Raw genomic sequence first — 24,546 nt, 5'->3', positions numbered from 1 at the left:
TGTGGGAGCTGGCTTGCCAGCGATGGGGCCGCAACTGCCAGACAAGATCCCCAGCGTTACTTGCATCTTGCCGCCCCCACCCGCATAACTTAAGCATGAATCTGCCCATCCCCACGGACGCGGCCCTGGCAGGCTTTCACCCCGCCGTCAGCGCCTGGTTCAGCAGCACCTTTCCGACGGTCACCGCCGCCCAGGCGCGCGCATGGCCGTTGATCCGCCAGCGCCGCTCGACGCTGATCGCCGCGCCCACGGGCTCCGGCAAAACCCTAACCGCGTTCCTCGCCGTACTCGACGACCTGGTCCAGCGTGGTTTGGAAAACCCCGCCGGCCTGCCGGACGAAACCCTGGTGGTCTACGTTTCGCCGCTCAAGGCGTTGTCCAACGACATCCGCATCAACCTGCAGAACCCGCTGGCGGGGATCACCGAGCAGTTGCGCCAGATGGGCCTGCCGCAATTGCAGATCACCACCGCCGTGCGCACCGGTGACACCCCGCAAAAAGACCGCGCCGCCATGCGCAAAAGCGCGCCGCACATTCTGGTGACCACCCCGGAATCGCTGTACGTGCTGCTCGGCTCCGAGTCCGGGCGCAAAATGCTCGGCAGTACGCGCACGGTGATCATCGACGAAATCCACGCCATAGCCGCCGGTAAACGCGGCAGTCACCTGGCGCTGAGCCTCGAACGCTTGCAGGCCCTGTGCGCCGAACCGCTGACCCGCATCGGTTTGTCCGCCACACAAAAACCCATCGACGCCGTGGCGCGGTTTCTGGTCGGTACCGCTCGGCCGTGCGAGATCATCGACATCGGCCACGCCCGCCCACGGGACCTCGGCATCGAAGTGCCGCCAGTGCCGTTGTCGGCAGTGATGGCCAACGATGTCTGGGAGCTGGTCTACGACCGCCTCGCCGAGCTGGCCCGCGAACACCGCACCACGCTGATTTTCGTCAACACCCGGCGACTGGCCGAACGCTTGAGCCGTCACCTCAGCGAGCGTCTGGGCAAACACGCCGTCGCCGCGCACCACGGCAGTCTGGCCAAGGAATTCCGCCTCGACGCCGAACAGCGACTCAAGCGCGGCGAGCTGCAAGTCTTGATCGCCACCGCCTCGCTGGAGTTGGGCATCGACATCGGTGAAGTCGATCTGGTCTGCCAGATTTCCTCGCCGCGCTCCATCGCGGGATTCCTGCAACGCGTGGGCCGCTCCGGGCACCAGGTCGGCGGCACGCCCAAGGGCCGTTTGTTCGCCACCACCCGCGATGACTTGATCGAATGCGCCGCCCTGCTCGACTGCGTGCGCCGTGGCGAACTCGACACCCTGCACATTCCCGAAGCGCCACTGGATGTTCTGGCGCAGCAGATCATTGCCGAAGTCAGTTGTCAGGAATGGGCAGAAGAGGCGTTGCTGGCAATGTTTCGCCAAGCCTCGCCCTATCGCGATCTCGATGAAAAGCACTATCAAGCGCTGCTGACGATGCTCGCCGAAGGCTACAGCGGTCGTCAGGGCATTCGCAGCGCCTATCTGCACCGCGACGCCGTCAGCCGCACCTTGCGGGGCCGGCGTGGCTCGCAACTGACGGCGGTCACCAGCGGCGGCACCATCCCCGACAACGCCGACTACAGCGTGCTGCTGGAACCCCAGGGCCTGAACATCGGCAGCGTCAACGAAGACTTCGCCGTGGAAAGCATCGCCGGCGACGTGTTTCAGCTCGGCAACACGTCCTATCGGATCCTGCGGGTGGACGCCGGCAAGGTGCGGGTCGAGGACGCGCAGGGGCAGCCACCGACCATACCGTTCTGGCTCGGCGAAGCCCCGGGGCGCAGCGATGAGTTGTCCTCGGCGGTGGCGCGCCTGCAAGCGACCCTCGACGACTTGCTTGGCGCCCGTCCCGGCGAGCTGCAACCGGCACTCGACTGGCTGACCGCGACCCTTGGCCTGAACCGCGCCAGCGCCGAGCAACTGGTGGACTATCTCGCCCGCGCACGCCTGACCCTCGGCGCCCTGCCCTCACAGGACACGCTGCTGATGGAGCGGTTTTTCGACGAGTCCGGCGGCACCCAGTTGATCATCCATTCGCCGTTCGGCAGCCGCATCAACCGCGCCTGGGGCCTGGCCCTGCGCAAGCGTTTCTGTCGCACCTTCAACTTCGAACTGCAGGCCGCTGCCAGCGAAGATGCGATCGTCCTGTCGCTGTCCACCAGCCACAGTTTCGAACTGGATGACGTCTGGCGTTACCTGCACAGCAACAGCGCCGAGCACCTCCTGATTCAGGCGATTCTCGACGCGCCGTTGTTCGGCGTGCGCTGGCGCTGGAATGCCGGGGTGGCGCTGGCGTTGCCGCGCTTTACCGGCGGGCGCAAAGTCGCGCCGCAGTTGCAGCGAATGAAAAGCGAAGACTTGATCGCGAGCGTGTTCCCGGACCAGATCGCCTGCCTGGAAAACCTCGCCGGCGAACGGGAAGTCCCTGAACATCCGCTGGTGGAACAAACCCTCGATGACTGCCTGCACGAGGCCATGGACAGCGAGGGCTGGCTGCATTTGCTGCGGCGCATGGAGCGCGGCGAGGTGCGATTGATCAGTCGCGACCTGCCGGCGCCCTCGCCATTGGCGGCAGAAATCCTCAGCGCGCGGCCCTACACCTTTCTCGACGACGCACCGCTGGAAGAACGCCGCACGCAAGCGGTGATCAACCGGCGCTGGAGCGATCCGCAATCCACCGACGATCTCGGAGCACTGGACGCCGACGCCATCGGCGCGGTGCGCGAGCAAGCGTGGCCGACGCCGACCAACGTCGATGAAATGCACGAGGCGTTGATGAGCCTTGCCTGCATCAGCGACCTTGAAGTTCAGGCTGGCGAACACTGGTGCGAATGGCTTGACGCGCTGACTGCGAGCGGTCGCGCGTGCCGCTTGGCCGTTCCGCCAGTAACGGCAAAAGAAAAGCTTCGCGAGCAGGCTCGCTCCCACATTCAACCGCGTTCCGCCAGTTGGAACACAGTCAACTGTGGGAGCGAGCCCGCTCGCGAAGACGGCCTCACACTCACTACACATCCACAGCCTGGCTCGTTGTGGCTGGCGCGAGAGCGCCTGACTTGCCTGTTGGCGCTTTATCCACAGGCCACGCTGCAACCACCGCAGCAGGCGTTGCCCGGCTTCAATGAGTCGTGGACCTTCGATGAGGCGCTGGTCGAAGTGCTCCGCGCGCGGCTCGGCGCATTTGGCCCGCTGCCGTTACCCGCGATTGCCGAACCGCTGGCGCTGCCCGCTACACAAGTCGCACAGGCCCTCGCGCAACTGGAGCGCGAAGGCTACGTGCTGCGCGGTCACTTCACCCCGGGCGCGACGGTTGAGGAATGGTGCGAGCGGCATCTGCTGGCGCGCATCCATCGTTACACGGTCAAGCGTTTGCGCCGGGAGATCGAGCCGGTGGCGCTGCAGGATTTCATGCGTTTCCTGTTTGACTGGCAGCATCTGTCCCCCGCTACGCGTGGTCAGGGCAGCGCGGTGTTGCCGGTGATTGTCGGCCAGTTCGAAGGCTACCCGGCGGCGGCCTCGGCGTGGGACAGCGACATTCTGCGGGCGCGCCTGAAGGACTATTCACCGAGTTGGCTGGACGACCTGTGCCGCAACGGCAGATTGGTGTGGACGCGGCTCAGCGCCCGGCAGAAAGTCAGCGGCACGGCCCTGCGCAGTACGCCGATTGTCCTGCTGCCACGCAGCCAGGTCGGGTTGTGGAGTGGATTGGCCGAGCAGACGCCGGTCAGCGAGCTTTCACCGAAAACCCAAAAGGTCTACGCGGCACTGACTCAACACGGCGCGCTGTTTTTCGATGAGTTGACCCATGAGGCGCACCTGCTGCGCACCGAGCTGGAAATCGCCTTGCAGGAACTGGTCGGCGCCGGCCTGGTGAACGCCGACAGCTTCGCCGGTCTGCGTGCGCTGATCACCCCGGCGAGCAAGCGCCAGCAGCGCAGCAGTCGACGCGGACGTGGGGCGTTTGTCGGTGGCATGGACGATGCCGGGCGCTGGGCGTTGCTGCGGCGCGGGCCGCTATTGGAACTCGGCAAGACGCCTTCGCCGGAAACCCTCGAACACGTCGCCATGACCTTGCTGCGCCGCTACGGCGTGGTGTTCTGGCGTCTGCTGGAGCGCGAAGCGGACTGGCTGCCGAGCTGGCGCGAATTGCTGCGCACGTTCCATCGACTGGAGGCCCGTGGCGAGATTCGCGGCGGACGATTTGTCAGTGGCCTGGCAGGCGAACAGTTTGCTCTGCCCGAGGCGATTGCGTTGCTGCGTGATGTACGGCGCCGACCACATGACGGCAGTCTGATCGCGGTGTGCGGGGTGGATCCGCTAAACCTCGCCGGGACGCTGTTGCCAGGGGCGAAAGTGCCGGCGCTGGCGAGTAATCGGCTGGTGTATCGCGACGGGCTGCCGGTGGCGGCCGAGATTGCCGGTAAGCAGCAGGTCTGGCTGGAACTGGATCAGGTTGCGATGGAGCAGGTGCGCGGCAAGCTGATCCGGCATTGATATCGTCTGGACTGGCGCTATCGCGAGCAGGCTCACTCCTACAGGGGAAACGCATTCCAAATGTAGGAGTGAGCCTGCTCGCGATGAGGCCGGTACTTCCGATACACAATCGCGCGCTAGGTCCGCGACTCCTGCGGCAACACCGCCGCCGAATGCTCAACAGGCGTTTCTTCTTGCCGCTTGGGCAACAAAACCTGCTGTGGATAAGTCTGCGCGAAATGCACCACCGGGCTGTTATCCACAAGCTTTTTCAAGCGCTGGTTGAACGCCCGACTCACCGCATATTGCCCACCTGACACCGTGCGGAACTGCGCGGTCAGCACCACGCCGTTCAAGTCCATCTTGTCCACCCCGAACACATCCAGCGGCCCTTGCAGGTTGTACTTGAGGAACGGGTCTTCGCGGATCGAATCGCCGGTCTCGCGGATCAGTTCGATGGCCTTGTCGACATCAGTGTCGTAGGTGAACTGCACCGAGAAAAACGCGTAGGCGAACTGCCGCGACTGGTTGGTGACCGCCTTGATCTGGCCGAATGGCACCGAGTGCACGAAGCCCTTGCCGTCACGCAGGCGCAGGGTGCGAATGGTCAAGCCCTCGACCGTGCCCGCGTGCCCGGAGTCGAGCACCACCCAGTCGCCGATCGACAGCGTGTCCTCAATGATGATGAACAGTCCGGTGATCACGTCCTGCACCAGTTGCTGCGAACCGAAACCGATGGCCAGACCGACCACCCCGGCACCGGCCAGCAGTGGTGCGACATTGATCCCCAGATTAGCCATGGTGGTGATTGAGCAAATCACCACCAGGATGATTTTGATCGCGTTGCGCAACAGCGGCAGGATGGTTTTCACCCGAGTGCTGGGCTGGCGCGACGAGCGTTTACTGACCGGTGGTTTCAGCGCTTCCTGAATCGCCGTGTCGAGCACCACCCACAACAACCACGTCACCAGGAAGATCAGACCGATGCTGCTCAGCGCGTTACTGATCGCCCGCCCAACAGTACTGCTCTGGGCGAAATCGAGCAGCGAAACACCCCAGATCCGCCCGAGAATGTCGATGAAGGCAATCGCCATGACGATCCGCAGCAAGGCGTGCAACAGGCTGAGAAAGCGCTCCTTGTAGGCGCTGCTGCGCTGGATCGCTTCGGCTTTTCGTGACTTGAATATGTGCTGCAGAATCGTGCTGAGAAACACCGTGCCGATCAGCAACACCGTGGTCAACAATGCGCAGCGCAGAGCCTTCTGGTTGTCCTCGCCGATGCCGATCAGATTGACCGCCGAGACCAGCACCATCAGCACGATCGGCCAGTACCAGAGCCCGGAAAAAATCCGCAGCGACTCCTGCAATGACGGCTGCTTCAGGCGTTGCGCCAGCGGTCGATTACGGATCAGATGCGCCACCGGCCGCCGCAGGCGAATCACCAGCAGGCCGAAAATGATCGAAGCCATCAGCCCGGTGAACACCGCGATGCTGCTGGTGATGTTGCCGCCAAACTGCCGGGCGATCTGCGGGCTGGTCAGCGCGTCACTGAGGGCGGCCAGGAAGCCGATCAGGAACAGCGGTTTCGGGCAGTAGTCACGGATGATGCGCGCGGCGGGCCGCTTATGGCCTACATTGAACATCACCACCACGCACAACAACATCGAGGTGGAGAAAATGCCGCTGCTGGTGGCATACGCCAGACACAGCGCCAGCGCGCGGCCCACCGAGGTTGGCAGAAAGTGGCTGACGTACAGCGTCAGCGGCAGACAGATCAGCGCCGGCAGCGTGTACGGCAGCAGATACCCAAGCAGGTCCTGACTGCGCTGGCGGGTACGCAGCCAGCGGCCCTGGTTCAGACGCTTGGCCAACAGGCTGCCGAGCACGGTGAGCAGCGCAAAGGCGCCAAGCCAGACACCGGACAACATCAGGAAATCCCCGGCGAGGCTCCAGCCCGAGCGATCCGACGGTTGATTGACCAGCCGGTCGACCTCGTCCGCCGCGCGGTCGGCCCGCAGACGCCAGGCATCAACCAGGTGTTCGTTGAGATCGAGTTTGTCCTGCACGTCGTCGATGCTCGTACTGATTGCACCGAGCAAACCACCCTGCACGATCGGCTCGGGTTTGGCCGGCTCTTCAGCCGTGGCCGGAACGCCCGGCAGCGCGGCGGCTTCGAGTTCGTTGGCGCCGAGCAACAGCAGCGCTCCCAGCAGAATGACGATCCTGAACTTGATCAAAACTCCGATCCCTCTTGGCTGAACCTGTAAGGAACTGATCGGTGAATGGCGGACAAGTTCGGTTTTTGCCTCAATAACCCTTGTGGTGAGGGAGCTTGCTCCCTCACCACAAGGGCGCAACACAGCAACAACTATCAAATGCCCCCCCCGTTATGCCCCTGAGCCTGTACCGTCCGTAACGCCACCGAAACTTTCCCGAGCCGCCCACAGTCATCAACAGACACAGGCTGTACGAGGACTGACTACGGGAGGGCGGCATGGCAACGATTCACATCGGTATTTCCGGCTGGCGCTACGCTCCGTGGCGCGGGGATTTCTACCCGAAAGGACTGACCCAGAAGCGCGAACTGCAGTTCGCTTCACGGGCGGTCAACAGCATCGAAATCAATGGATCGTTCTACGCCCTGCAGCGGCCCGAACGTTACGCCCAGTGGCACAGCGAAACGCCCGACGACTTTGTGTTCAGCGTCAAGGCGCCGCGCTTCATCACCCACGTGCGGCGCTTGCGCGAGATTGAAAAACCGCTGGCGAACTTCTTCGCGTCCGGGGTGCTGGAGCTCAAGGAAAAGCTCGGGCCGATCCTGTGGCAGTTTCCGCCGAACTTCAAATTCGACCCCGAGCGCTTCGAACACTTCCTCTCATTGCTGCCCCACGACACGCAGGCCGCAGCCGCCCTCGCCCGCCAGCACGACGCTCATCTGCACGGCCACGCCAGCCTCAAAGCCTGGCGCAAAAAGCCGCTGCGCCATGCCGTGGAAGTGCGCAACGACACCTTCATCGACCCTGACTTCATTCGCTTGTTGAAACGCTACAACACGGCGCTGGTGATCGCCGACACCGCCGGCAAGTGGCCGTACCGCGAAGACCTCACCAGCGATTTCGTCTACCTGCGTCTGCACGGCGCCGAAGAACTGTACGCCAGCGGCTACACCGACTCCGCGCTGCAGAACTGGGCCGAACGCATCGACGCCTGGCACCATGGGCGCCAGCCCGGCGATGCGCACCTGATCGCCCCACGCCTCAAGCCCCGGGCGCGCAAATCCCGCGAAGTGTTCTGCTATTTCGATAACGACATCAAAGTCCGCGCGCCTTACGACGCACGTAATCTTTTACAGCGCTTTGACCTCGACAAACACTTGCCGACCAGCCCCGGCGAGCCTGCTGCCGAAGGGGTGCTGACATGAGTATTCCAGAACCGGTGGGCTTCACCGATGAGGGTTCGGTGGTAACCCCCTCAGTGCGCCGTTTCACCGTGCTGACGGTCAACACGCACAAGGGTTTCACTGCCCTCAATCGACGCTTCATCCTCCCGGAGCTGCGCGAAGCAGTGCGGAGCGTGGCGGCCGACGTGGTGTTTCTGCAGGAAGTCCACGGCACCCACGAGCACCATCCCAAGCGCTACAGCAATTGGCCGACAATGCCGCAATACGAGTTCCTCGCCGACAGCCTTTGGCCGCAATTCGCCTATGGGCGCAACGCGGTGTACCCGGAGGGTGATCACGGCAATGCGTTGCTGTCGAAATTCCAGATCATCCGCCACGACAACCTCGACGTGTCGATCAGCGGCCATGAGAACCGCGGCCTGTTGCACTGCGTGCTACGCCTGCCCGGCGATGGCGTCGAAGTGCATGCCATCTGCGTGCACCTGGGCCTGCGCGAAAGCCATCGCAACGCGCAACTGCAGTTGCTCGGTCAGCGTCTCGCGGAGCTGCCGGAGGATGCGCCGGTGATCGTTGCCGGTGACTTCAATGACTGGCGCCAGCGCGCCGATGCGCTACTCAAGCCTTGCGGCCTGCGCGAGGTGTTCGCCGAGCATCATGGCAAACCGGCGCGCAGCTTTCCCGCGCGCCTGCCGACCCTGCGCCTGGACCGCATCTACGTACGCAACCTCAAGGCCAGCCAACCCAAAGTCCTGGCAAACCGGCCCTGGTCTCACCTGTCCGACCACGCCCCTTTATCGGTGGAGATTGAATTATGAGCAGCGCACCGCTGGAGAAATCCGCCGTGGAACCGATCAGCATCAACCCGCCCGTGCGCGAACCCGGCCAGGTCGACGTCGAGTACAGTTGGCAGGGCAACAACCGCATCGAGTTGCTGGAAAACGGCGAGGAATATTTCCCCCGGGTGTTCGACGCCATGCGTGCGGCGAAAAGTGAAATCCTGCTGGAGACCTTCATCGTTTTCGAAGACAAGGTCGGCGCAGAATTGCAGCAGATCCTGATCGACGCCGCCCGGCGCGGCGTACGCACCACCGTCAGCCTCGACGGCTTCGGTTGTGGCGAGTTGAGCACCGGTTATCTCGCGGCACTGAGCGACGCGGGCGTGCACCTGCAGATATTTGATCCGGCGCCCAAACATCTGGGCTTTCGCACCAACTGGTTCCGCCGCCTGCACCGCAAGATCGTGGTGGTCGACGGACTGATCGCGTTCATTGGCGGGATCAACTTTTCCGGCGATCACCTGGCCGACTTCGGCCCCGAGGCGAAACAGGATTATGCGGTGCAGATTCAGGGGCCGGTGGTCACTGACATCCATCACTTTGCCCTGCTGCAAAGCGGTCGGCCGGGGCGCGCGCGGTTCTGGTGGCAGCGTCGGCGCCAGCGTCGCGCCGACATGGCCTTCAACGAGCATGACGGTCAGGTGCGCCTGGTGTTTCGCGATAACGATCAGCATCACACCGATATCGAAGACGTGTACTTGCAGGCACTGCGCCGGGCCAAACGTCGGGTGGTCATCGCCAATGCCTACTTCTTTCCCGGCTACCGCCTGCTGCGCGAGATCCGCAATGCGGCGCGCCGTGGCGTCGACGTACGGCTGATCCTGCAAGGCCAGCCGGACATGTTGGTGGCGAAGCTGGCGGCGCGCATGACCTACGACTACCTGCTCAAGGCCGGCGTGCAGATCCACGAATATTGCCAACGGCCGCTGCACGGAAAAGTCGCGCTGGTGGACGAGGAATGGAGCACCGTCGGCTCGAGCAATCTCGATCCGCTGAGCCTGTCGCTGAATCTGGAAGCCAACGTGCTGATCCGCGATCGCGCGTTCAATCAGCATTTGTTCGAACGCCTCGAAGACCTGAGCCAGAACCACTGCAAGGCCATGGATGCCGACATGTCCCCGCGCGGGCGAATCTGGCATATGACCATGGGGTTTCTGGTGTTCCACTTCCTGCGGCACTTTCCGGCGATGGCCGGTTGGTTGCCGGCGCATAAACCGCGGCTCAAGCCGTTTCGAGGTGCCAGGCCATGAGTCATTCCGAAGCGCACTCGGCAAGGCATGCCGCGCCAGCGACGCACTCAAAGTGGAGCCGCTGGAAACGTCCACTGACGCTGTTGTTTTTCCTCGCGTTGATTGTCTTGCTGACGCTGTTCGCCATGCGCATCGAATGGGCCGAAGTGCTGCAAACCCTCGCCGACTTCAAGGTGCGCACGCTGATCATCGCGGCCGGCCTGACCCTGCTGAGCTTTCTGACCTACGCCAGTTTTGACCTGATCGGCCGCACCTACATCCGCCAGGACCTGACCTGGAAACAGATCCTGCCGGTGGGGATCATCAGCTACGCCTTCAACCTTAATCTCAGCGCCTGGGTCGGCGGCATCGCCATGCGCTATCGACTCTATTCGCGTCTGGGCGTAAGCAAAGGCAACATCGCCAAAATCCTCGGCCTGAGCCTGGCGACCAACTGGTTCGGCTACATGACGATTGCCGGTGCGGTGTTCAGCAGTGGCCTGGTGAGCATGCCGCCGGGCTGGAAAGTCAGCAGTGGTGCATTGCAGGGCATCGGCGTGCTGCTGTTGCTGGTGAGTGCCGGTTACCTCGCCGCGTGCCAGTTCTCAAGGCGCCGCGAGTGGTCGATTCGCGGGGTGGAAATCAACCTGCCGTCCTTGCGCATGGCCGTGCTGCAATTGCTGCTCGGTGCGCTGAACTGGTCGCTGATGGCGGCGGTGATATTCACTCTGCTGCCGGGCAAGCTGGACTATCCGTTGGTGCTCGGCGTGTTGTTGATCAGCGCGATTGCCGGGGTCATCACCCACATTCCGGCGGGGCTCGGGGTGCTGGAAGCGGTGTTCGTCGCGCTGCTTCAACACGAGGCTTCACGCGGGAGTCTGGTGGCGGGTTTGCTGGCGTACCGGGCGATTTATTTTCTGCTGCCGTTGTTGATCACGGTGGTGATGTATCTGTTGGTGGAGGCCAAGGCGAAGGCGTTGCGGATCGAGAAGAAACCTTCTTGATTCTGTAGTCGAGGCTGATGCCCCCTTCGCGAGCAGGCTCGCTCCCACAGGTTGTACGCATTCCAAAAGTGGGAGCGAGCCTGCTCGCGAAGGCGTCCGGAAGGACACCACAGATCATGTGGACTGGATGATGCTCAACCGCTCCCCGACCACCATCTCGGTAATCCAGTCCACCAGAATCGAGGTGTAGGCCTGCTGCGAAACCGGCTCGCTCAAGGCATGGTCGGCGCCGTCGATGATCCGGTGCGTCAGCGAATGCGTCTGCTGACACGCCGCGCGGTAACTCATGATTGCCGCGTGAGGCACGTACTCGTCGGTTTCCGATTCCACCAGCAAGACATCCCCCGTGAATTGCGAACAGGCATGCAGCGCGCGATTGGTATCGGCGCGCACCAGCGTGCTCCGGTAGTCACGCAAATCCGCCTTGTCGAGATCACGCTTGGGCGTGTGCCATTGCTCGTCGCGATACAGCGCCGGCACCCGCAGCGCCAGCCAGCGCACTGGACGCAATGAGGTGAGGATCGAGGCCAGATAACCGCCATAACTGGTACCGACCACCGCAATCGCCGAGGTGTCGAGCGCCGGGTGCGCGAGCAGGCGGTCATAGGCAGCGAGCAGGTCGCGCAGGTTGTCTTCGCGCGTCACCCGGGTCAGCGGAATGCCGGTGCCACCGGTGTGGCCGCGCAGGTCGAAAGTCAGACAGACGCAGCCAAGTCCGGCGATGCCCTTGGCGCGTTCGAGGTCGCGCTCCTGGCTACCGCCCCAGCCGTGCACAAACAACACGCCGGGGACTTTCGATTTGGGGCTGAGAAACGTCCCGCTCATCTGTTCGTCATCAATGTCGATTTGAATGCTTTCGCTTCTAGCCGTCATAGGATTTGACCGTTACGTATTTAAGAAGAAAGTCGCTGTTCTCGGCCGGCCCGCGATAGATTTCGATGGCGTCTGCCGGCAGGGTCTGCTCGCTGTAGGTTTCCACCGTCGACACGCGGATCGCTGGCATGTGGGGATCGTTGACGAAGCATTGCAGCGCGGCCAGTTCAGCGCTGCTGGCACCGCCCATGCGCCAGGATTGTTCGAGTACACCGCTGCGGGGTTTGCCATGACTGTCCAGGCCCTGGGCAATGTCGTAGTTGCGGCGCGAGGCGTAGAAATCCGGATAGGCCTCATCCGCCGCCCGGTCGAAAATCTGCGCCTGTTCGATGGCCAGCCGCACCTCGTCCGGCAGCTGCAGCGCCAGCAACTCCGCGTAACCGCCCGGCACCACCAGCAAGTTCGAGCCACCGTAGACGTCTTCGCCGTGAGCATCCTGGGTCAAGTATTGATCACCGCAGTAGCTCAGCACCTTGCCGCCGATGAATGACTGGCCGACGCTGTGGGTGAAGACCTTGCTCAAGTCCTGCTCCAGCACCACGCCTTCACGAAACAGCTCGGCGGCCTCCGCACGGGCGAGAACCTCATCGAACGCGGCAAGGCTGTTGATAACTTCCTGGCCGCGACCGGCACAGGCGTGAATCGGTTTGAGACGGATCGGTCCGCTGTACAACAAGTGCTCGGCAGCGGGCCGCGCATCTTCCAGGGCAAACACCGTCAGGCCATCGAGCACCACGTCGCGCACGCGCTCAGCGAACAGCGGCGACCAGCCTTGGGGGGCGTGGGCCAGATGGCTGCGCAGGCCGTGGCTGATGGCTTTGGTGCAGATGAAATCGTGTTCGACGTATCCACCCCACAAGTCATCCGCACCGTTGATGCCCAATTGCTGCGCCTGGCTGGCGCCGACGATGGTTTGCGTCGGCAACCAGTACAGATCGCGACCGCGGTGTTTTTCCGGGTCGTAGCTGCCACCAAACTTGAACCCGAGAATCTGCGCCAGCCACCGGGCCAGCGCCTTGTTGGTCTGCACTTCGTGTTGCGGTGCGCCGGTGCGCACCGAGTGGGCCACGACCACTTTCCTGCTCGGCGTCGGGGTCATGCGTCCCCCTGCAGCGTTTCGGTGAATGGAGTGATGAACGGTGCAGAGATCAGGCCAACCGCAAACCTGTGGAAAACTTCGGCGAATCAGAGGTTTGCCATAACGGTGATGGCATCACGCCCGTTTCAATCTGCACGACCGGGCGTCAAACCCCGGTAATTTGCACGATTTTGCGAGGTTCATATATCAGGTGATCGGTGCTTTCACGGGCGGAGTGATGCCAAACCGCGCCCGATAATCACTCGGCGTCAGCCCGGTGATTTTCTTGAAGATCGCGCGAAACGCTCCCGGGTCCTGATAACCCACCGTCCATGCAATGTGGTCGATGGTGCCATTGGTGAATTCGAGCAGTTCTCGCGCCTTGCCAACCCGCAGATGCTGGCAATATTCGGTGGGTTTCAACCCGGTCGCCGCACGGAAACGACGCAGAAACGTGCGCTCTTCCAGCCCCGCCCGCTCGGCCATCGAGGTCAGCGAAACGTCGGTCGCGCCGGTCCCTTGCAGCCAATGCTGAACCTTGAGAATCGACGCATCACCATGATTCAGGATCGGCGCAAAATTGCTGCCGCAGGCACTGGCGCTGTCGCTGTGTTCCATCACCAGAAACCGCGCGGTGCCGCTGGCGATGCTCGGCCCGAGCAGCCGGTCGACCAGGCGCAAACCCAGCTCCGACCAGGCCATCAAGCCAGCGGTGGTGATCAGGTCGCCGTCATCGACAATCGGGGTATCGGCGTTGAGCCGGATGTTCGGATAACGCTCGGCAAACGCCTTCGCCGAGGTCCAGTGCGTGGTGGCGCTGCGACCGTCGAGCAGGCCGCTTTCGGCCAGCAGCAATGAACCTACGCAGACACCACCGAGGGTTGCGCCGCGGGCATGCTGGTCGCGCAGCCATTGCAGCAACGCGGGTGGAACGCGGGACGCAGCAAAACCGCCGATGGACGGTGGAATCAGCACCGCCAGCAAACCACTGTCGCCGTCCGGGTGACTGTCGTAGATCCGCTGCGGCGCCTGCTCGGCAGCGCATTGCCAATGACTGACCCGCAGCATTGGCAACTGCGCGGTCTGATGCTCCGCAGCGATCCGGTTGGCGACCGCGAACAGGTCGGTCAGACCATGCACCGCCGCCAGTTGTGCGCCCGGGTAAATCAGTACGCCCAGTTCCACCGTGGCGGCCCTTTCTGCGCCCATGTCAGTTTTCCCCTGCTTATTGTCGGTACGGCCAATTCTCGAACCGCCGGCCAGCGCCAATACTGAATCCACTTCCAGCCCATGCATCGAGGACACACACATGACCAGGCAAGCGCTCATCCTAGTCGATATCCAGAATGACTACTTCCCCCAAGGCAAGTGGCCGCTAGTGGGGGCTGAAGCTGCAGCCGACAATGCCGCGCGGCTGCTCGCCGTGTTCCGCGAAGCGGGCGATCCGGTGGTGCACATCCGCCACGAATTCACCTCGACGGACGCACCGTTCTTCGCCCCGGGTTCGGACGGCGCCAAACTGCATCCCAAAGTACTCAATCGCCCGGACGAACCGGTGGTGCTCAAGCATTTCGTCAATTCGTTCCGTGAGACCGAGCTGCAATCGATCCTCGACGAGCAAGGCATCAAGGATCTGGTGATCGTCGGCAGCATGAGCCACATGTGCATCGACGGCATCACCCGCGCCGCCGCGGATCTGGGCTACGGCGTCACGGTGATTCACGACGCCTGCGCCAGCCGCGACCTTGAGTTCAATGGCCTCACGGTGCCGGCCGCCCAGGTTCACGCGGCGTTCATGTCAGCGCTGGGTTTCGCCTACGCCAGCGTGGTCTCAACCGACGAATTCCTGCATCGCTGATCACTCAGGACACACTTCGCAAAACTTGCGCCCGCGCCGTAGCGGGCGTTTTTTCGTCTGTCATAAAAATCTCACGCGTGAGCCATTGATGGCACTTTGAATTGGTTGTAGTGTGGCTCACGCGTGAGATGTTCATAACGGAGTCATCGCCATGAAAAGCCGCTCCCCCACCGTTGCGTCAGAGAGCCCGAAGGGAGAGCGCTCGAAACCGTCCGCGAAAAAACCATCGAGCTTCTACATGAAGCAGATGCGTGCGGGCCTGGCTGCCGCCGGTTATGTGAAACACGAAACTTGGGTGCTTCCGGAAAACCGGAGCTTGCTCAAGCAAATGGAGCAACAGCTACGCCAACCGATTCTGGCTGGCTCATTCATGTCGGAGAATTACATGAGCGCAGGCAACAACTGGAACATCGATAGCCTCTTCAACGCCCTCAAGGCACTGGATGAGGTGGCTTCGCACGAGATCACACTGTCTCTGATCCAGAGCTCCGAACCCAGCATCAAGCTGGAAATGAACGAATTCGGCGGTCTGCCGATTCACATCGCCGTGGCCGGTCAGCAGATCATCGTCGACACCGTTCTGGTGGATATCGATTCGATCACTGACGTGCGCGCCTTCAACGATGCCGTGCTGCGCAGCCGGGAAATGTTCCCGCTGTCGTCGATCGGTATCGAGTCGATGCCCAACGGCCAGACCGTCTACAACATGTTTGGCGCCCTCAGCGCCGACTCGAGCCTGACCAACGTCGTCACCGAGGTGAAAATCCTGGTCGACAACGTGCAGCGCGCGAGTGAAGCCTTCGAACACTTCTTCAAGTAATCAACAGGGAATATCCAATGACTCAGTCCATCTGGAGCAAGTTGTTCACCGCACTGCGCGGCGGCGCCAATGAAGTCGGCGAAGCGATCGTCGACCAGCAGGCCCTGCGCATCCTCGACCAGGAAATCCGCGACGCCGATACCGCGCTGTCCAACGCCCGTCGCGAGCTGGTCACCATCATGGCCAAGCACAAACTGGCTGCTGACCGCGTAAGCGAGTACGACGCCAAGATCAAGGACCTGGAAGCCAAGGCGGTTTCCGCGCTGAACGCCGGCCGTGAAGACCTGGCGATGGAAGTGGCCGAAGCGATTTCGACCCTGACCAACGACCTGACCGCCGAAAAAGCCCAGAGCGACGAGTTCGGCACCTATGCCGAAAACATGCGCAAGGACATCACCAAGGCCGAGTCGCGGATCAAGAGCCTGCGCCAGCAGGTGGACATGGCCAAGGCCCGTGAAAGCGTGCAGAAGGCCCAGGTCAGCGCGTCGATCGCCAGCGGCGGTGCCAACGGCAAACTGGAAACCGCGGTCGGCACCCTGAACCGTCTGCAAGCCAAGCAGCAGCAACGTGCCGCCGAGCTGAGCGCCGCCGATGAGCTGGCCGACGCTTCGACCGGCAACGACCTGGAACGCAAACTGCGCGACGCCGGCATCACGCCGAACGAAGGCAGCGCCAATGCGATTCTTGAGCGTCTGAAGCAAAAATCGACTCAGTAAGCACCGTTGCCCATGTAGGAGCTGCCGAAGGCTGCGATCTTTTGATCTGGATTCAAGATCAAAAAATCGCAGCCTTCGGCAGCTCCTACATGGTTTTCAGCACCCACAACATTTGCATTTTGCCTGCTCGTTCGGCGCTCGGCCCGGTACACTAGCGGCGCTTTTACGACGAACACCTCCACCCGCCTCAAGGAATGTACCCATGGGATGGTTCAAAGACTTGCTGGGCACCAGCAACTGGCAAACTGCCGCTCCCGTAGCCGGCGGCCCACTTGGAATGGCACAAGGCAAAGGCGTGCGGTTCGATTCGACCCTGGCGTTGTTGCTTGACGGTTCGACCACCGTGCGCGTGCCCTTCGATCAGGCGATCTGGAGCCATGGCTGGGTCGACCTCGGCCAGTCCAACAAACTGCACCGCTATTACATGAACGACGAGGATTTCTGGCTGCAGATCCACGTCACCGGTGAAGATCAGGTCGAATCGGTCACCCTGTTCAACTACCTCAGCTACGTGACCGTCAACAGTGACGCCGAGCTGCAGCGCCTCGCCGGCCCCAACAGCCAGATCGGCCTGCCCGGCTACAAACACGACGGTGTCGAATACACCCGCGAGTGGGGCACCGAACAGGGCCAGACCGAACTGGTGCCGCTGACCGAACACGTGGTCAACCCGGACGAAAGCTACACCATCGAACACCACTCCATGCTTTACGCGCGCGAGACCGGCCTGACCGATCGCCGCGAATTGCTGCTGTTCTCCGTCGAGCAGGACGAAGAAGGCACCGTCAGCCTGAGCACCTCGCTGGGCATTTCGCTGTACACGACTGATCTGAGCACCATTTAAAAAGGAAGTTTTCCATGCTGGAAGTGCTGGCCGTTTCCCTGAACAAGACCGCGCTGGTCGGTTTCATCGTTTACCTGTTCGGCGCCGTGCTGCTGTTCATGCTGTTTCAGTTCGTCTACACCCGCATCACGCCACACAAAGAGTTCGAGCTGATCCGCTCTGGCAACAGCGCCGCCGCCATCGCCCTGTCCGGCGCGATCATCGGCTTCGCGATTCCGGCCAGCAATGTCATCGCGTTTTCGGTCAACGTCCTCGACTTTGTTCTGTGGGCAGTGATTGCTGCCGTGGTCCAGCTGCTGGCCTTCCTCGCCACGGGTCTGGTGCTCAAGGGCACCTCCCAGCGCATCGCCAACGGTGAAATCGCTTCGGGTATCTACGTGGCCGCGGTGGCCATCAGCGTCGGCATGCTCAATGCCGCGTGCATGACCCCGTCCAACTGATCGGCAGGAAGCCTTCGATGAAACGCAGCAAGTACGTTCAACTGTCGCTCGCCGCTTCGGTGGCGCTGGCGATTTCCGGCGAAGTTGCCGCGCAGGAGCAGCAACGCTATCAATCAGTCGAGGAGTGCGTCGGCGCCGAAGTGGCTGCCGATGTCTGCTCCAACGCCTATGTCGCGGCCCTGACCGAGCACCGACGCATTGCGCCGGCCTACGATGACAAGGCCAAGTGCGACGCAGACTTCGCCGCCGATTGGTGCCAGAAAAACTCCGACGGCCGCTTCATGCCGAAGCTCGGCGGTTTCAAGGTGCCGCAGAACGGCGAAGCGCCGCAGGACCTGAATGCGATTGCCAACGCGCAGATGCCTGCCGGTGAAGCGGCCGCCGCGCAGAATGCGCAAAGCACTTCCCACTCCTCGGGTGGTGGCGGCGGCAACGGCTGGCTCACAGGCTGGCTGATCGGCAATGCGATGAGCAACAACGCCAACCGCACCGTTTACCGCGATCGCGACACGCGTCAGACCTACAACACCTCGACGCAGTACCGCAAAATCGAATCGGCACCGCGCAGTCAACCGGACTACGAGAGCAGCAAAAGCAAACCAGTGAACGTCGCCTCGTCGACCTCCCGTGGCGGCTTCGGCAGCCAGTCCTCCGCCCGCAGCGGTTGGGGTGGCTGGGGCAGCAGTTCCGGACGCTCGAGCAGCTGACCATGAAGAAGATCCACTGCGCCGAGCGCCCCGACTGGAAACAGACCGCCGAAAGCCTCGGCTTTCTGTTCCACACCATCGACGACGAGCCGTACTGGGACGAAAGCGCTTATTACCAGTTCACGCTGGCACAGATCGAAAACGATCTGGAGGATCCGACCACTGAACTGCACGAGATGTGCATGGATCTGGTCGACCGCGTGGTACACAGCGAAGCGTTGCTGAATCGCCTGAGCATCCCGGCGCCGTACTACGACATGATCCGAACGTCCTGGCTCGAAGGTCATCCGCATCTGTACGGGCGCATGGACTTTTCCTATAGCGGCAACGGCCCGGCCAAGCTGCTGGAGCTCAACTACGACACGCCGACCAGTCTCTATGAGGCTTCTGCGTTTCAGTGGGGCTGGCTGGAACAATGCATCGAGCGCGGAATGCTGCCGCGCCATGCCGACCAGTTCAACAGCATCGATACCAAACTGCATCAGGCGTTCGCCGAACTGCAGCTCAAGCGGCCGTTCTACTTTGCCTCGATGAAAGACTCGGTCGAAGACAAAGGCACCACCGACTACCTGCGCCTGATCGCGGAAAAAGTCGGCATTGAATCCCGGCACATCGACATCGAAGACATCGGCCTGACCGCCGAGGGACGCTTCGTCGACCTTGAGGATCGCTGGATCCCGCACCTGTTCAAACTGCATGCCTGGGAATTCATCTTCCACGAACCGTTCGGCGCTGCAATCGCCGAAAGCGATACGCAGTTTTTCGAACCGGCGTGGAAATCGATTCTGTCGAACAAAGGCGCACTGCCGCTGCTGTGGGAACTGCACAAGGGCCATCCGAACCTGCTCGCGGCGCACCTCGATCCGAAACCGGGCAGTGCCGTGCCCAAGGGCTGGGTACGCAAACCGTACTTTTCCCGCGAAGGCGCGAACATCGAGCTGCAAACGGCGGAAGGTCTGATCGTCAAGGAAGACGGGCCCTACACCGATGCACCCTTCATCCTGCAGGAATTTGCGCCATTGCCTAAGTTCGATGACAGCTACACGCTGATCGGTTCGTGGGTAATCGGCGATCAGGCGGCGGGAATTGGTGTGCGGGAAGACAACAGTCTGATCACCAAGGATTCGAGCCGGTTTCTGCCGCACCTGATCCTTGATTGAAAAACCAGCGCCCACAAAAAAGGCCCGTCGTGTTCAGCGACGGGCCTTTTTTATTCAGAGCCGATGCAGCATCGAATCAGAACGGAATATCGTCATCGAAGCTGTCGAAATCCGGAGCCGGTTGCGGCGCGGCTTGCTGTGGAGCGGGTGCCGGGCGCTGTTGCGGAGCCGACTGCTGCGGGCGTGGAGCCTGCTGGCGTGGTGCCTGCTGCTGGTAGTTGTTGCCACCGCCTTGCTGGTCACCCTGTTGTGGACGGCCGCCGAGCAGTTGCATGGTGCCTTGCATGTCGACCACGATTTCGGTGGTGTAACGCTTGATACCGTCTTTTTCCCACTCGCGGGTCTGCAGCTTGCCTTCGATGTACACCTGCGAACCTTTACGCAGGTATTCGCCGGCGATTTCCGCAACCTTGCCGAACATCGAAACACGGTGCCATTCGGTCTTCTCGACCTTCTGACCGGTTTGCTTGTCGGTCCACTGTTCGCTGGTTGCCAGACTCAGGTTGGTCACGGCGTTACCGTTAGGCAGGTAGCGAACTTCGGGATCCTGGCCGCAAGTGCCGACCAATATGACTTTGTTAACCCCACGGGCCATAACGTTCTCCTAGGCTTCGCAAGCAGCCTCGGCCGGGTTGTTCACCAGGCGTTCGAGGGTGTCGCGATCCACTAATTCTTTGTCCAGTTTGATGTAAACAGCCGCTTCATCAGCAACTATCACTGCATCTGTTACCCCTACGAGGGCCTTGAGGCGCTCGACCAGACCCGCTTCGCGGATCGCCTCGGGCGACAACGGCAAGCGCAGGCTCGTCACGTAGGGAGGTTCGCGCATGGTAACAGCAAAGGCCAGCCAGATGGCAGCCAGACCGGCACATCCAAGGAACACAACCGACAGACCGCCATGCTGAAACAGCCAGCCGCCGAGTATCCCGCCGAGTGCCGAACCGAGGAACTGGCTGGTGGAATACACGCCCATCGCCGTGCCCTTCCCGCCTGCCGGTGACACCTTGCTGATCAGCGACGGCAACGAAGCTTCCAGCAGATTGAACGCGGTGAAGAACACCACCGTGCCAATCACCAAGGCCCGCAAGCTGTCACCGAACTGCCAGAAGAATAGCTCAGTGAGCATCAACGTCAGGACGGCGCCGAGCAAAATTCGTTTCATTTTGCGTTTCTTCTCGCCGTAGATGATGAACGGGATCATGGCGAAGAAGGAGATCAGCAGCGCGGTCAGGTAGACCCACCAGTGTTGTTCTTTGGGCAGCCCGGCCTTTTCCACCAGCGCCAGCGGCAAGGCGACGAAGCTCGACATCAACATGGCATGCAAGACGAAGATGCCCAGATCCAGGCGCAACAGGTCCGGATGTTTGAGCGTCGGCAGCAAGGCCTGACGCGCCACGCCGGATTCGCGATGCTGCAACGGCCCGGTGGACTTCGGCACCATGAACAGGATGATCAGGATGCCAATCAGCGCCATGCCGCCGGTGGCGAGAAACAGCCCGGACAAACCGAAGGCACGGGTCAACAGCGGACCGACCACCATCGCCACGGCGAACGACAGACCGATGGTCATGCCGATCATGGCCATGGCCTTGGTGCGATGCTGTTCACGGGTCAGGTCGGAAAGCAATGCCATGACTGCGGCGGAAATTGCCCCGGCGCCCTGCAGGATGCGGCCGGCGATCACGCCCCAGATCGAATCGGCCTGTGCGGCCAGGACACTGCCGAGGGCGAACACGATCAGGCCGAGATAGATCACCGGACGCCGGCCGATGCGGTCGGAAATGATCCCGAACGGAATCTGGAAAATCGCCTGGGTCAGGCCGTAGGCACCGATGGCCAGGCCGATCAGGGCCGGAGTCGCTCCCGCCAGATCCATGCCGTAGGTCGCCAATACCGGCAACACCATGAACATGCCAAGCATACGGAAGGCGAACACCAGGGCCAGACCGCTCGCCGCGCGGGTCTCGCTGCCACTCATGCGTTCGCTGTGGGGATCGTGCATGGAAAAACCTCGTGTGAACCGGCGGCGATTCTACCAGTCCCATCGAAAGACGGGGTATATCGCGACGCTATGACGCGTATAGATGAAACTCTCTTCATGTAAGGTCAAAACCCTTCGCTTGATAGTGTGCATCCATCCAGTATTTGCCCGTATACTCCTATGTTTTCGACGCCCGCCGAGCGAGGCCACTTTGGACAAGATCCTGATACGTGGGGCCCGTACCCACAACCTGAAGAACATCGACCTGACCCTGCCACGGGACAAACTGATCGTCATCACCGGCCTGTCCGGATCCGGCAAGTCGTCCCTGGCCTTCGATACGCTGTACGCCGAAGGTCAGCGCCGCTATGTCGAATCCCTGTCGGCCTACGCCCGACAATTCCTGTCGATGATGGAAAAACCCGACGTCGACACCATCGAAGGCTTGTCGCCGGCGATCTCCATCGAACAAAAGTCGACCTCGCACAACCCGCGCTCCACGGTCGGCACCATCACTGAAATCTACGACTATCTGCGTCTGCTTTATGCTCGCGTGGGTACGCCGCGCTGCCCGGATCACGACATCCCGCTGGAAGCGCAGACCGTCAGCCAGATGGTCGACCTGGTGCTGGCTCAGCCGGAGGGCAGCAAACTGATGCTGCTGGCGCCGGTGATCCGCGAGCGCAAGGGCGAACACTTGTCGGTGTTCGAAGAACTGCGCGCCCAGGGCTTCGTCCGCGCGCGGGTCAACGGGCGCATCTGCGAGCTCGATGAACTGCCGAAACTGGATAAACAGAAGAAGCACTCGATCGATGTGATCGTCGACCGCTTCAAGGTCCGCGCCGATCTGCAGCAGCGTCTGGCCGAGTCGTTCGAAACCGCGCTGAAACTGGCGGACGGCATTGCTCTGGTGGCACCGATGGACGACGAGCCGGGCGAAGAGATGATTTTCTCCGCGCGCTTCGCCTGCCCGATCTGCGGCCACGCGATCAGCGAACTGGAACCGAAGCTGTTCTCCTTCAACAACCCGGCCGGCGCCTGTCCGACCTGCGATGGCCTGGGCGTGAAGCAGTTCTTCGACATCAAGCGCCTGGTCAACGGTGAACTGACCCTGGCCGAAGGCGCGATTCGCGGCTGGGACAGGCGCAACGTCTACTACTTCCAGATGCTCGGCTCACTGGCCGCGCATTACGGTTTCAGCCTCGAGAAGCCGTTCAACGAACTGCCCGCCGACCAGCAGAAATACATTCTGCATGGCAGCGGCTCGCACAACGTCGACTTCAAGTACCTGAACGACCGTGGCGATATCGTCAAACGCTCGCACCCGTTCGAAGGCATCGTGCCGAACCTTGAGCGCCGCTACCGCGAGACCGAATCCGCCAGCGTGCGTGAAGAACTGGCCAAATTCCTCAGTACCCAGGCCTGCCCGGATTGCCGCGGCACTCGCCTGCGTCGTGAAGCGCGGCACGTGTGGGTGGGTGAGAAAACCCTGCCGGCAGTGACCAACCTGCCGATCGGCGATGCCTGCGAATACTTCGGCGAACTGAAGATGACCGGCCGGCGTGGCGAGATCGCCGACAAGATCCTCAAGGAAATCCGCGAGCGCCTGCAATTTCTGGTCAACGTCGGTCTGGACTATTTATCCCTCGATCGCAGCGCTGACACCCTGTCCGGCGGCGAGGCACAGCGGATTCGCCTGGCCAGCCAGATCGGCGCCGGCCTGGTCGGGGTGCTGTACATCCTCGACGAACCGTCCATCGGCCTGCACCAGCGCGATAACGACCGGCTGCTTGGCACCCTCAAGCACCTGCGCGATATCGGCAATACCGTGATCGTGGTCGAGCACGACGAAGACGCCATTCGTCTGGCTGACTACGTGGTGGATATCGGTCCAGGGGCTGGCGTGCATGGCGGTCAGATCGTTGCCGAAGGCACACCGGCCGAAGTCATGGCGCACCCGGACTCCCTGACCGGCAAATACCTGTCGGGCCGGGTGAAGATCGAAGTGCCGGCCAAACGTACACCGCGCAATAAAAAGCTGACGCTGTCGCTCAAGGGCGCGCGTGGCAACAACCTGCGCAATGTCGATCTGGAGATTCCGATCGGCCTGCTGACTTGCGTGACCGGGGTTTCCGGCTCGGGCAAATCGACGCTGATCAACAACACGCTGTTCCCGCTGAGCGCTACTGCCCTCAATGGTGCGACCACGCTGGAAGCCGCCGCGCACGACAGCATCAAGGGCCTGGAGCATCTCGACAAAGTTGTCGATATCGACCAGAGCCCGATCGGCCGTACGCCGCGTTCCAACCCGGCGACTTACACCGGGCTGTTCACGCCGATCCGCGAACTGTTTGCCGGCGTGCCCGAGTCGCGCTCCCGGGGTTACGGCCCAGGGCGTTTCTCGTTCAACGTCAAGGGCGGCCGCTGCGAGGCGTGTCAGGGTGACGGCCTGATTAAAGTCGAAATGCACTTCCTGCCGGACATCTACGTGCCGTGCGACGTGTGCAAGAGCAAACGCTACAACCGCGAAACCCTTGAGATCAAATACAAGGGCAAGAGCATCCACGAAACCCTCGAGATGACCATCGAGGAAGCCCGGGAGTTCTTCGACGCGGTGCCGGCGCTGGCGCGCAAGCTGCAGACGCTGATGGATGTGGGCCTGTCGTACATCAAGCTCGGCCAGTCGGCGACCACGCTGTCTGGCGGCGAGGCGCAGCGGGTCAAGCTGTCGCGGGAGCTGTCCAAGCGTGACACTGGGAAGACCCTGTACATCCTCGATGAGCCGACCACCGGCCTGCACTTCGCGGATATCCAGCAATTGCTCGACGTGTTGCATCGCTTGCGCGACCACGGCAACACGGTAGTGGTGATCGAGCACAACCTGGACGTGATCAAGACTGCCGACTGGCTGGTGGATCTGGGGCCGGAGGGCGGCTCCAAGGGTGGCCAGATCATCGCCACCGGCACGCCGGAGGAAGTGGCCGAGATGAAACAATCTCACACCGGGCATTACCTCAAGCCGTTGTTGATTCGCGACCGGGCCTGATCGCCGGGCATGAAAAAGCCCCTGTCACTGGAGAAGTGACAGGGGC

The 24,546-nt window shown here is 62.0% G+C and carries 19 protein-coding genes; 13 read left to right on the top strand and 6 right to left on the bottom strand.

The window, feature by feature from the left end:
• The first annotated feature begins 95 nt into the window (after positions 1-95).
• Positions 96-4,529 carry a DEAD/DEAH box helicase gene (locus tag HBN98_RS25750; protein WP_083367787.1) on the top strand — a complete coding sequence of 1,478 codons (4,434 nt, stop codon included), beginning with the start codon at positions 96-98 and terminating at the stop codon, positions 4,527-4,529.
• Between the two features lie 116 nt (positions 4,530-4,645).
• On the opposite strand, the gene HBN98_RS25745 is transcribed toward HBN98_RS25750, so the two are convergent.
• Positions 4,646-6,745: a mechanosensitive ion channel family protein gene (locus tag HBN98_RS25745; protein WP_083367786.1), complete on the bottom strand. Its 2,100-nt coding sequence runs from the start codon at positions 6,743-6,745 to the stop codon at positions 4,646-4,648.
• A 257-nt stretch (positions 6,746-7,002) separates the two neighbouring features.
• On the opposite strand from HBN98_RS25745, the gene HBN98_RS25740 reads away from it, so the two are divergent.
• The 4 genes from HBN98_RS25740 to HBN98_RS25725 are packed head-to-tail and all read left to right on the top strand — an operon-like array spanning position 7,003 to position 10,977.
• Positions 7,003-7,929 (top strand): DUF72 domain-containing protein, encoded by a 927-nt coding sequence (locus tag HBN98_RS25740; protein ID WP_083367785.1) that lies wholly within the window; start codon positions 7,003-7,005, stop codon positions 7,927-7,929.
• On the top strand, positions 7,926-8,723 hold the full coding sequence (locus tag HBN98_RS25735) for an endonuclease/exonuclease/phosphatase family protein (protein ID WP_064589448.1): 798 nt from the start codon (positions 7,926-7,928) through the stop codon (positions 8,721-8,723). Before HBN98_RS25740 ends, HBN98_RS25735 begins: the two co-directional genes overlap by 4 nt.
• Entirely contained in the window at positions 8,720-9,994 is a 1,275-nt protein-coding gene (gene clsB, locus HBN98_RS25730) for a cardiolipin synthase ClsB (RefSeq protein ID WP_083367784.1), read from the top strand. The genes HBN98_RS25735 and clsB overlap by 4 nt, the downstream gene beginning before the upstream one ends.
• A complete protein-coding gene (locus HBN98_RS25725; protein ID WP_083367783.1) occupies positions 9,991-10,977 on the top strand; it encodes a lysylphosphatidylglycerol synthase domain-containing protein in 987 nt (328 codons plus the stop codon). Before clsB ends, HBN98_RS25725 begins: the two co-directional genes overlap by 4 nt.
• A gap of 114 nt (positions 10,978-11,091) precedes the next feature.
• Here the strand turns inward: HBN98_RS25725 and HBN98_RS25720 are convergent, their stop codons facing one another.
• The 3 genes from HBN98_RS25720 to HBN98_RS25710 form a co-directional block, all read right to left on the bottom strand.
• On the bottom strand, positions 11,092-11,850 hold the full coding sequence (locus HBN98_RS25720; protein WP_064589451.1) for an alpha/beta hydrolase family protein: 759 nt from the start codon (positions 11,848-11,850) through the stop codon (positions 11,092-11,094).
• Complete coding sequence (locus HBN98_RS25715) at positions 11,840-12,949, bottom strand: DUF3182 family protein (protein ID WP_083367782.1); 1,110 nt, start codon at positions 12,947-12,949, stop codon at positions 11,840-11,842. The genes HBN98_RS25720 and HBN98_RS25715 overlap by 11 nt, the downstream gene beginning before the upstream one ends.
• Before the next feature lie 186 nt (positions 12,950-13,135).
• Entirely contained in the window at positions 13,136-14,137 is a 1,002-nt protein-coding gene (locus HBN98_RS25710) for a GlxA family transcriptional regulator (RefSeq protein WP_083369395.1), read from the bottom strand.
• Between the two features lie 100 nt (positions 14,138-14,237).
• On the opposite strand from HBN98_RS25710, the gene HBN98_RS25705 reads away from it, so the two are divergent.
• From HBN98_RS25705 to HBN98_RS25675, 7 genes are all read left to right on the top strand, one after another.
• The gene (locus HBN98_RS25705) at positions 14,238-14,786 is read left to right on the top strand and encodes a cysteine hydrolase family protein (RefSeq protein WP_083367781.1); all 549 of its coding nucleotides are present in this window, start codon (positions 14,238-14,240) and stop codon (positions 14,784-14,786) included.
• Positions 14,787-14,937: 151 nt separating this feature from the next.
• Positions 14,938-15,606 (top strand): YjfI family protein, encoded by a 669-nt coding sequence (locus tag HBN98_RS25700; RefSeq protein ID WP_083367780.1) that lies wholly within the window; start codon positions 14,938-14,940, stop codon positions 15,604-15,606.
• Positions 15,607-15,623: 17 nt separating this feature from the next.
• Positions 15,624-16,322, top strand: coding sequence for a PspA/IM30 family protein (locus HBN98_RS25695; protein ID WP_003228700.1), 699 nt, complete (start codon positions 15,624-15,626; stop codon positions 16,320-16,322).
• Positions 16,323-16,524: 202 nt separating this feature from the next.
• A complete protein-coding gene (locus tag HBN98_RS25690) occupies positions 16,525-17,166 on the top strand; it encodes a DUF2491 family protein (RefSeq protein WP_083367779.1) in 642 nt (213 codons plus the stop codon).
• Between the two features lie 14 nt (positions 17,167-17,180).
• Positions 17,181-17,606 (top strand): DUF350 domain-containing protein, encoded by a 426-nt coding sequence (locus HBN98_RS25685; RefSeq protein ID WP_064589456.1) that lies wholly within the window; start codon positions 17,181-17,183, stop codon positions 17,604-17,606.
• Positions 17,607-17,623: 17 nt separating this feature from the next.
• Positions 17,624-18,313, top strand: coding sequence for a DUF1190 domain-containing protein (locus HBN98_RS25680; protein WP_083367778.1), 690 nt, complete (start codon positions 17,624-17,626; stop codon positions 18,311-18,313).
• A gap of 2 nt (positions 18,314-18,315) precedes the next feature.
• The gene (locus tag HBN98_RS25675) at positions 18,316-19,473 is read left to right on the top strand and encodes a glutathionylspermidine synthase family protein (protein WP_083367777.1); all 1,158 of its coding nucleotides are present in this window, start codon (positions 18,316-18,318) and stop codon (positions 19,471-19,473) included.
• A 76-nt stretch (positions 19,474-19,549) separates the two neighbouring features.
• Here the strand turns inward: HBN98_RS25675 and HBN98_RS25670 are convergent, their stop codons facing one another.
• A complete protein-coding gene (locus tag HBN98_RS25670) occupies positions 19,550-20,068 on the bottom strand; it encodes a single-stranded DNA-binding protein (protein ID WP_007966163.1) in 519 nt (172 codons plus the stop codon).
• Between the two features lie 9 nt (positions 20,069-20,077).
• On the bottom strand, positions 20,078-21,475 hold the full coding sequence (locus HBN98_RS25665) for an MFS transporter (protein ID WP_083367776.1): 1,398 nt from the start codon (positions 21,473-21,475) through the stop codon (positions 20,078-20,080).
• Between the two features lie 190 nt (positions 21,476-21,665).
• Here HBN98_RS25665 and uvrA point away from each other — a divergent pair, with 190 nt between their 5' ends.
• Positions 21,666-24,500: an excinuclease ABC subunit UvrA gene (gene uvrA, locus HBN98_RS25660; protein ID WP_064589460.1), complete on the top strand. Its 2,835-nt coding sequence runs from the start codon at positions 21,666-21,668 to the stop codon at positions 24,498-24,500.
• Positions 24,501-24,546 lie beyond the last annotated feature (46 nt).

The sequence above is a fragment of the Pseudomonas koreensis genome (genome assembly GCF_012986595.1).
Taxonomy (GTDB): domain Bacteria; phylum Pseudomonadota; class Gammaproteobacteria; order Pseudomonadales; family Pseudomonadaceae; genus Aquipseudomonas; species Aquipseudomonas koreensis.
The sequence above is the reverse complement of the archived record's forward strand: the minus strand, read 5'-3'. Positions and strand labels throughout refer to the sequence as shown.

Excerpts from the sequence above, each read along its gene's own strand:
- HBN98_RS25695 (WP_003228700.1), top strand. The coding sequence starts at position 15,624 with ATGACTCAGTCCATCTGGAGCAAGTTGTTCACCGCACTGCGCGGCGGC.
- HBN98_RS25675 (WP_083367777.1), top strand. The coding sequence starts at position 18,316 with ATGAAGAAGATCCACTGCGCCGAGCGCCCCGACTGGAAACAGACCGCC.
- HBN98_RS25670 (WP_007966163.1), bottom strand. The coding sequence starts at position 20,068 with ATGGCCCGTGGGGTTAACAAAGTCATATTGGTCGGCACTTGCGGCCAG.
- HBN98_RS25740 (WP_083367785.1), top strand. The coding sequence starts at position 7,003 with ATGGCAACGATTCACATCGGTATTTCCGGCTGGCGCTACGCTCCGTGG.
- HBN98_RS25720 (WP_064589451.1), bottom strand. The coding sequence starts at position 11,850 with ATGACGGCTAGAAGCGAAAGCATTCAAATCGACATTGATGACGAACAG.
- HBN98_RS25750 (WP_083367787.1), top strand. The coding sequence starts at position 96 with ATGAATCTGCCCATCCCCACGGACGCGGCCCTGGCAGGCTTTCACCCC.
- HBN98_RS25725 (WP_083367783.1), top strand. The coding sequence starts at position 9,991 with ATGAGTCATTCCGAAGCGCACTCGGCAAGGCATGCCGCGCCAGCGACG.
- HBN98_RS25705 (WP_083367781.1), top strand. The coding sequence starts at position 14,238 with ATGACCAGGCAAGCGCTCATCCTAGTCGATATCCAGAATGACTACTTC.
- HBN98_RS25680 (WP_083367778.1), top strand. The coding sequence starts at position 17,624 with ATGAAACGCAGCAAGTACGTTCAACTGTCGCTCGCCGCTTCGGTGGCG.
- HBN98_RS25710 (WP_083369395.1), bottom strand. The coding sequence starts at position 14,137 with ATGGGCGCAGAAAGGGCCGCCACGGTGGAACTGGGCGTACTGATTTAC.
- HBN98_RS25665 (WP_083367776.1), bottom strand. The coding sequence starts at position 21,475 with ATGCACGATCCCCACAGCGAACGCATGAGTGGCAGCGAGACCCGCGCG.
- HBN98_RS25715 (WP_083367782.1), bottom strand. The coding sequence starts at position 12,949 with ATGACCCCGACGCCGAGCAGGAAAGTGGTCGTGGCCCACTCGGTGCGC.
- HBN98_RS25690 (WP_083367779.1), top strand. The coding sequence starts at position 16,525 with ATGGGATGGTTCAAAGACTTGCTGGGCACCAGCAACTGGCAAACTGCC.
- clsB (WP_083367784.1), top strand. The coding sequence starts at position 8,720 with ATGAGCAGCGCACCGCTGGAGAAATCCGCCGTGGAACCGATCAGCATC.
- HBN98_RS25735 (WP_064589448.1), top strand. The coding sequence starts at position 7,926 with ATGAGTATTCCAGAACCGGTGGGCTTCACCGATGAGGGTTCGGTGGTA.
- HBN98_RS25685 (WP_064589456.1), top strand. The coding sequence starts at position 17,181 with ATGCTGGAAGTGCTGGCCGTTTCCCTGAACAAGACCGCGCTGGTCGGT.
- HBN98_RS25700 (WP_083367780.1), top strand. The coding sequence starts at position 14,938 with ATGAAAAGCCGCTCCCCCACCGTTGCGTCAGAGAGCCCGAAGGGAGAG.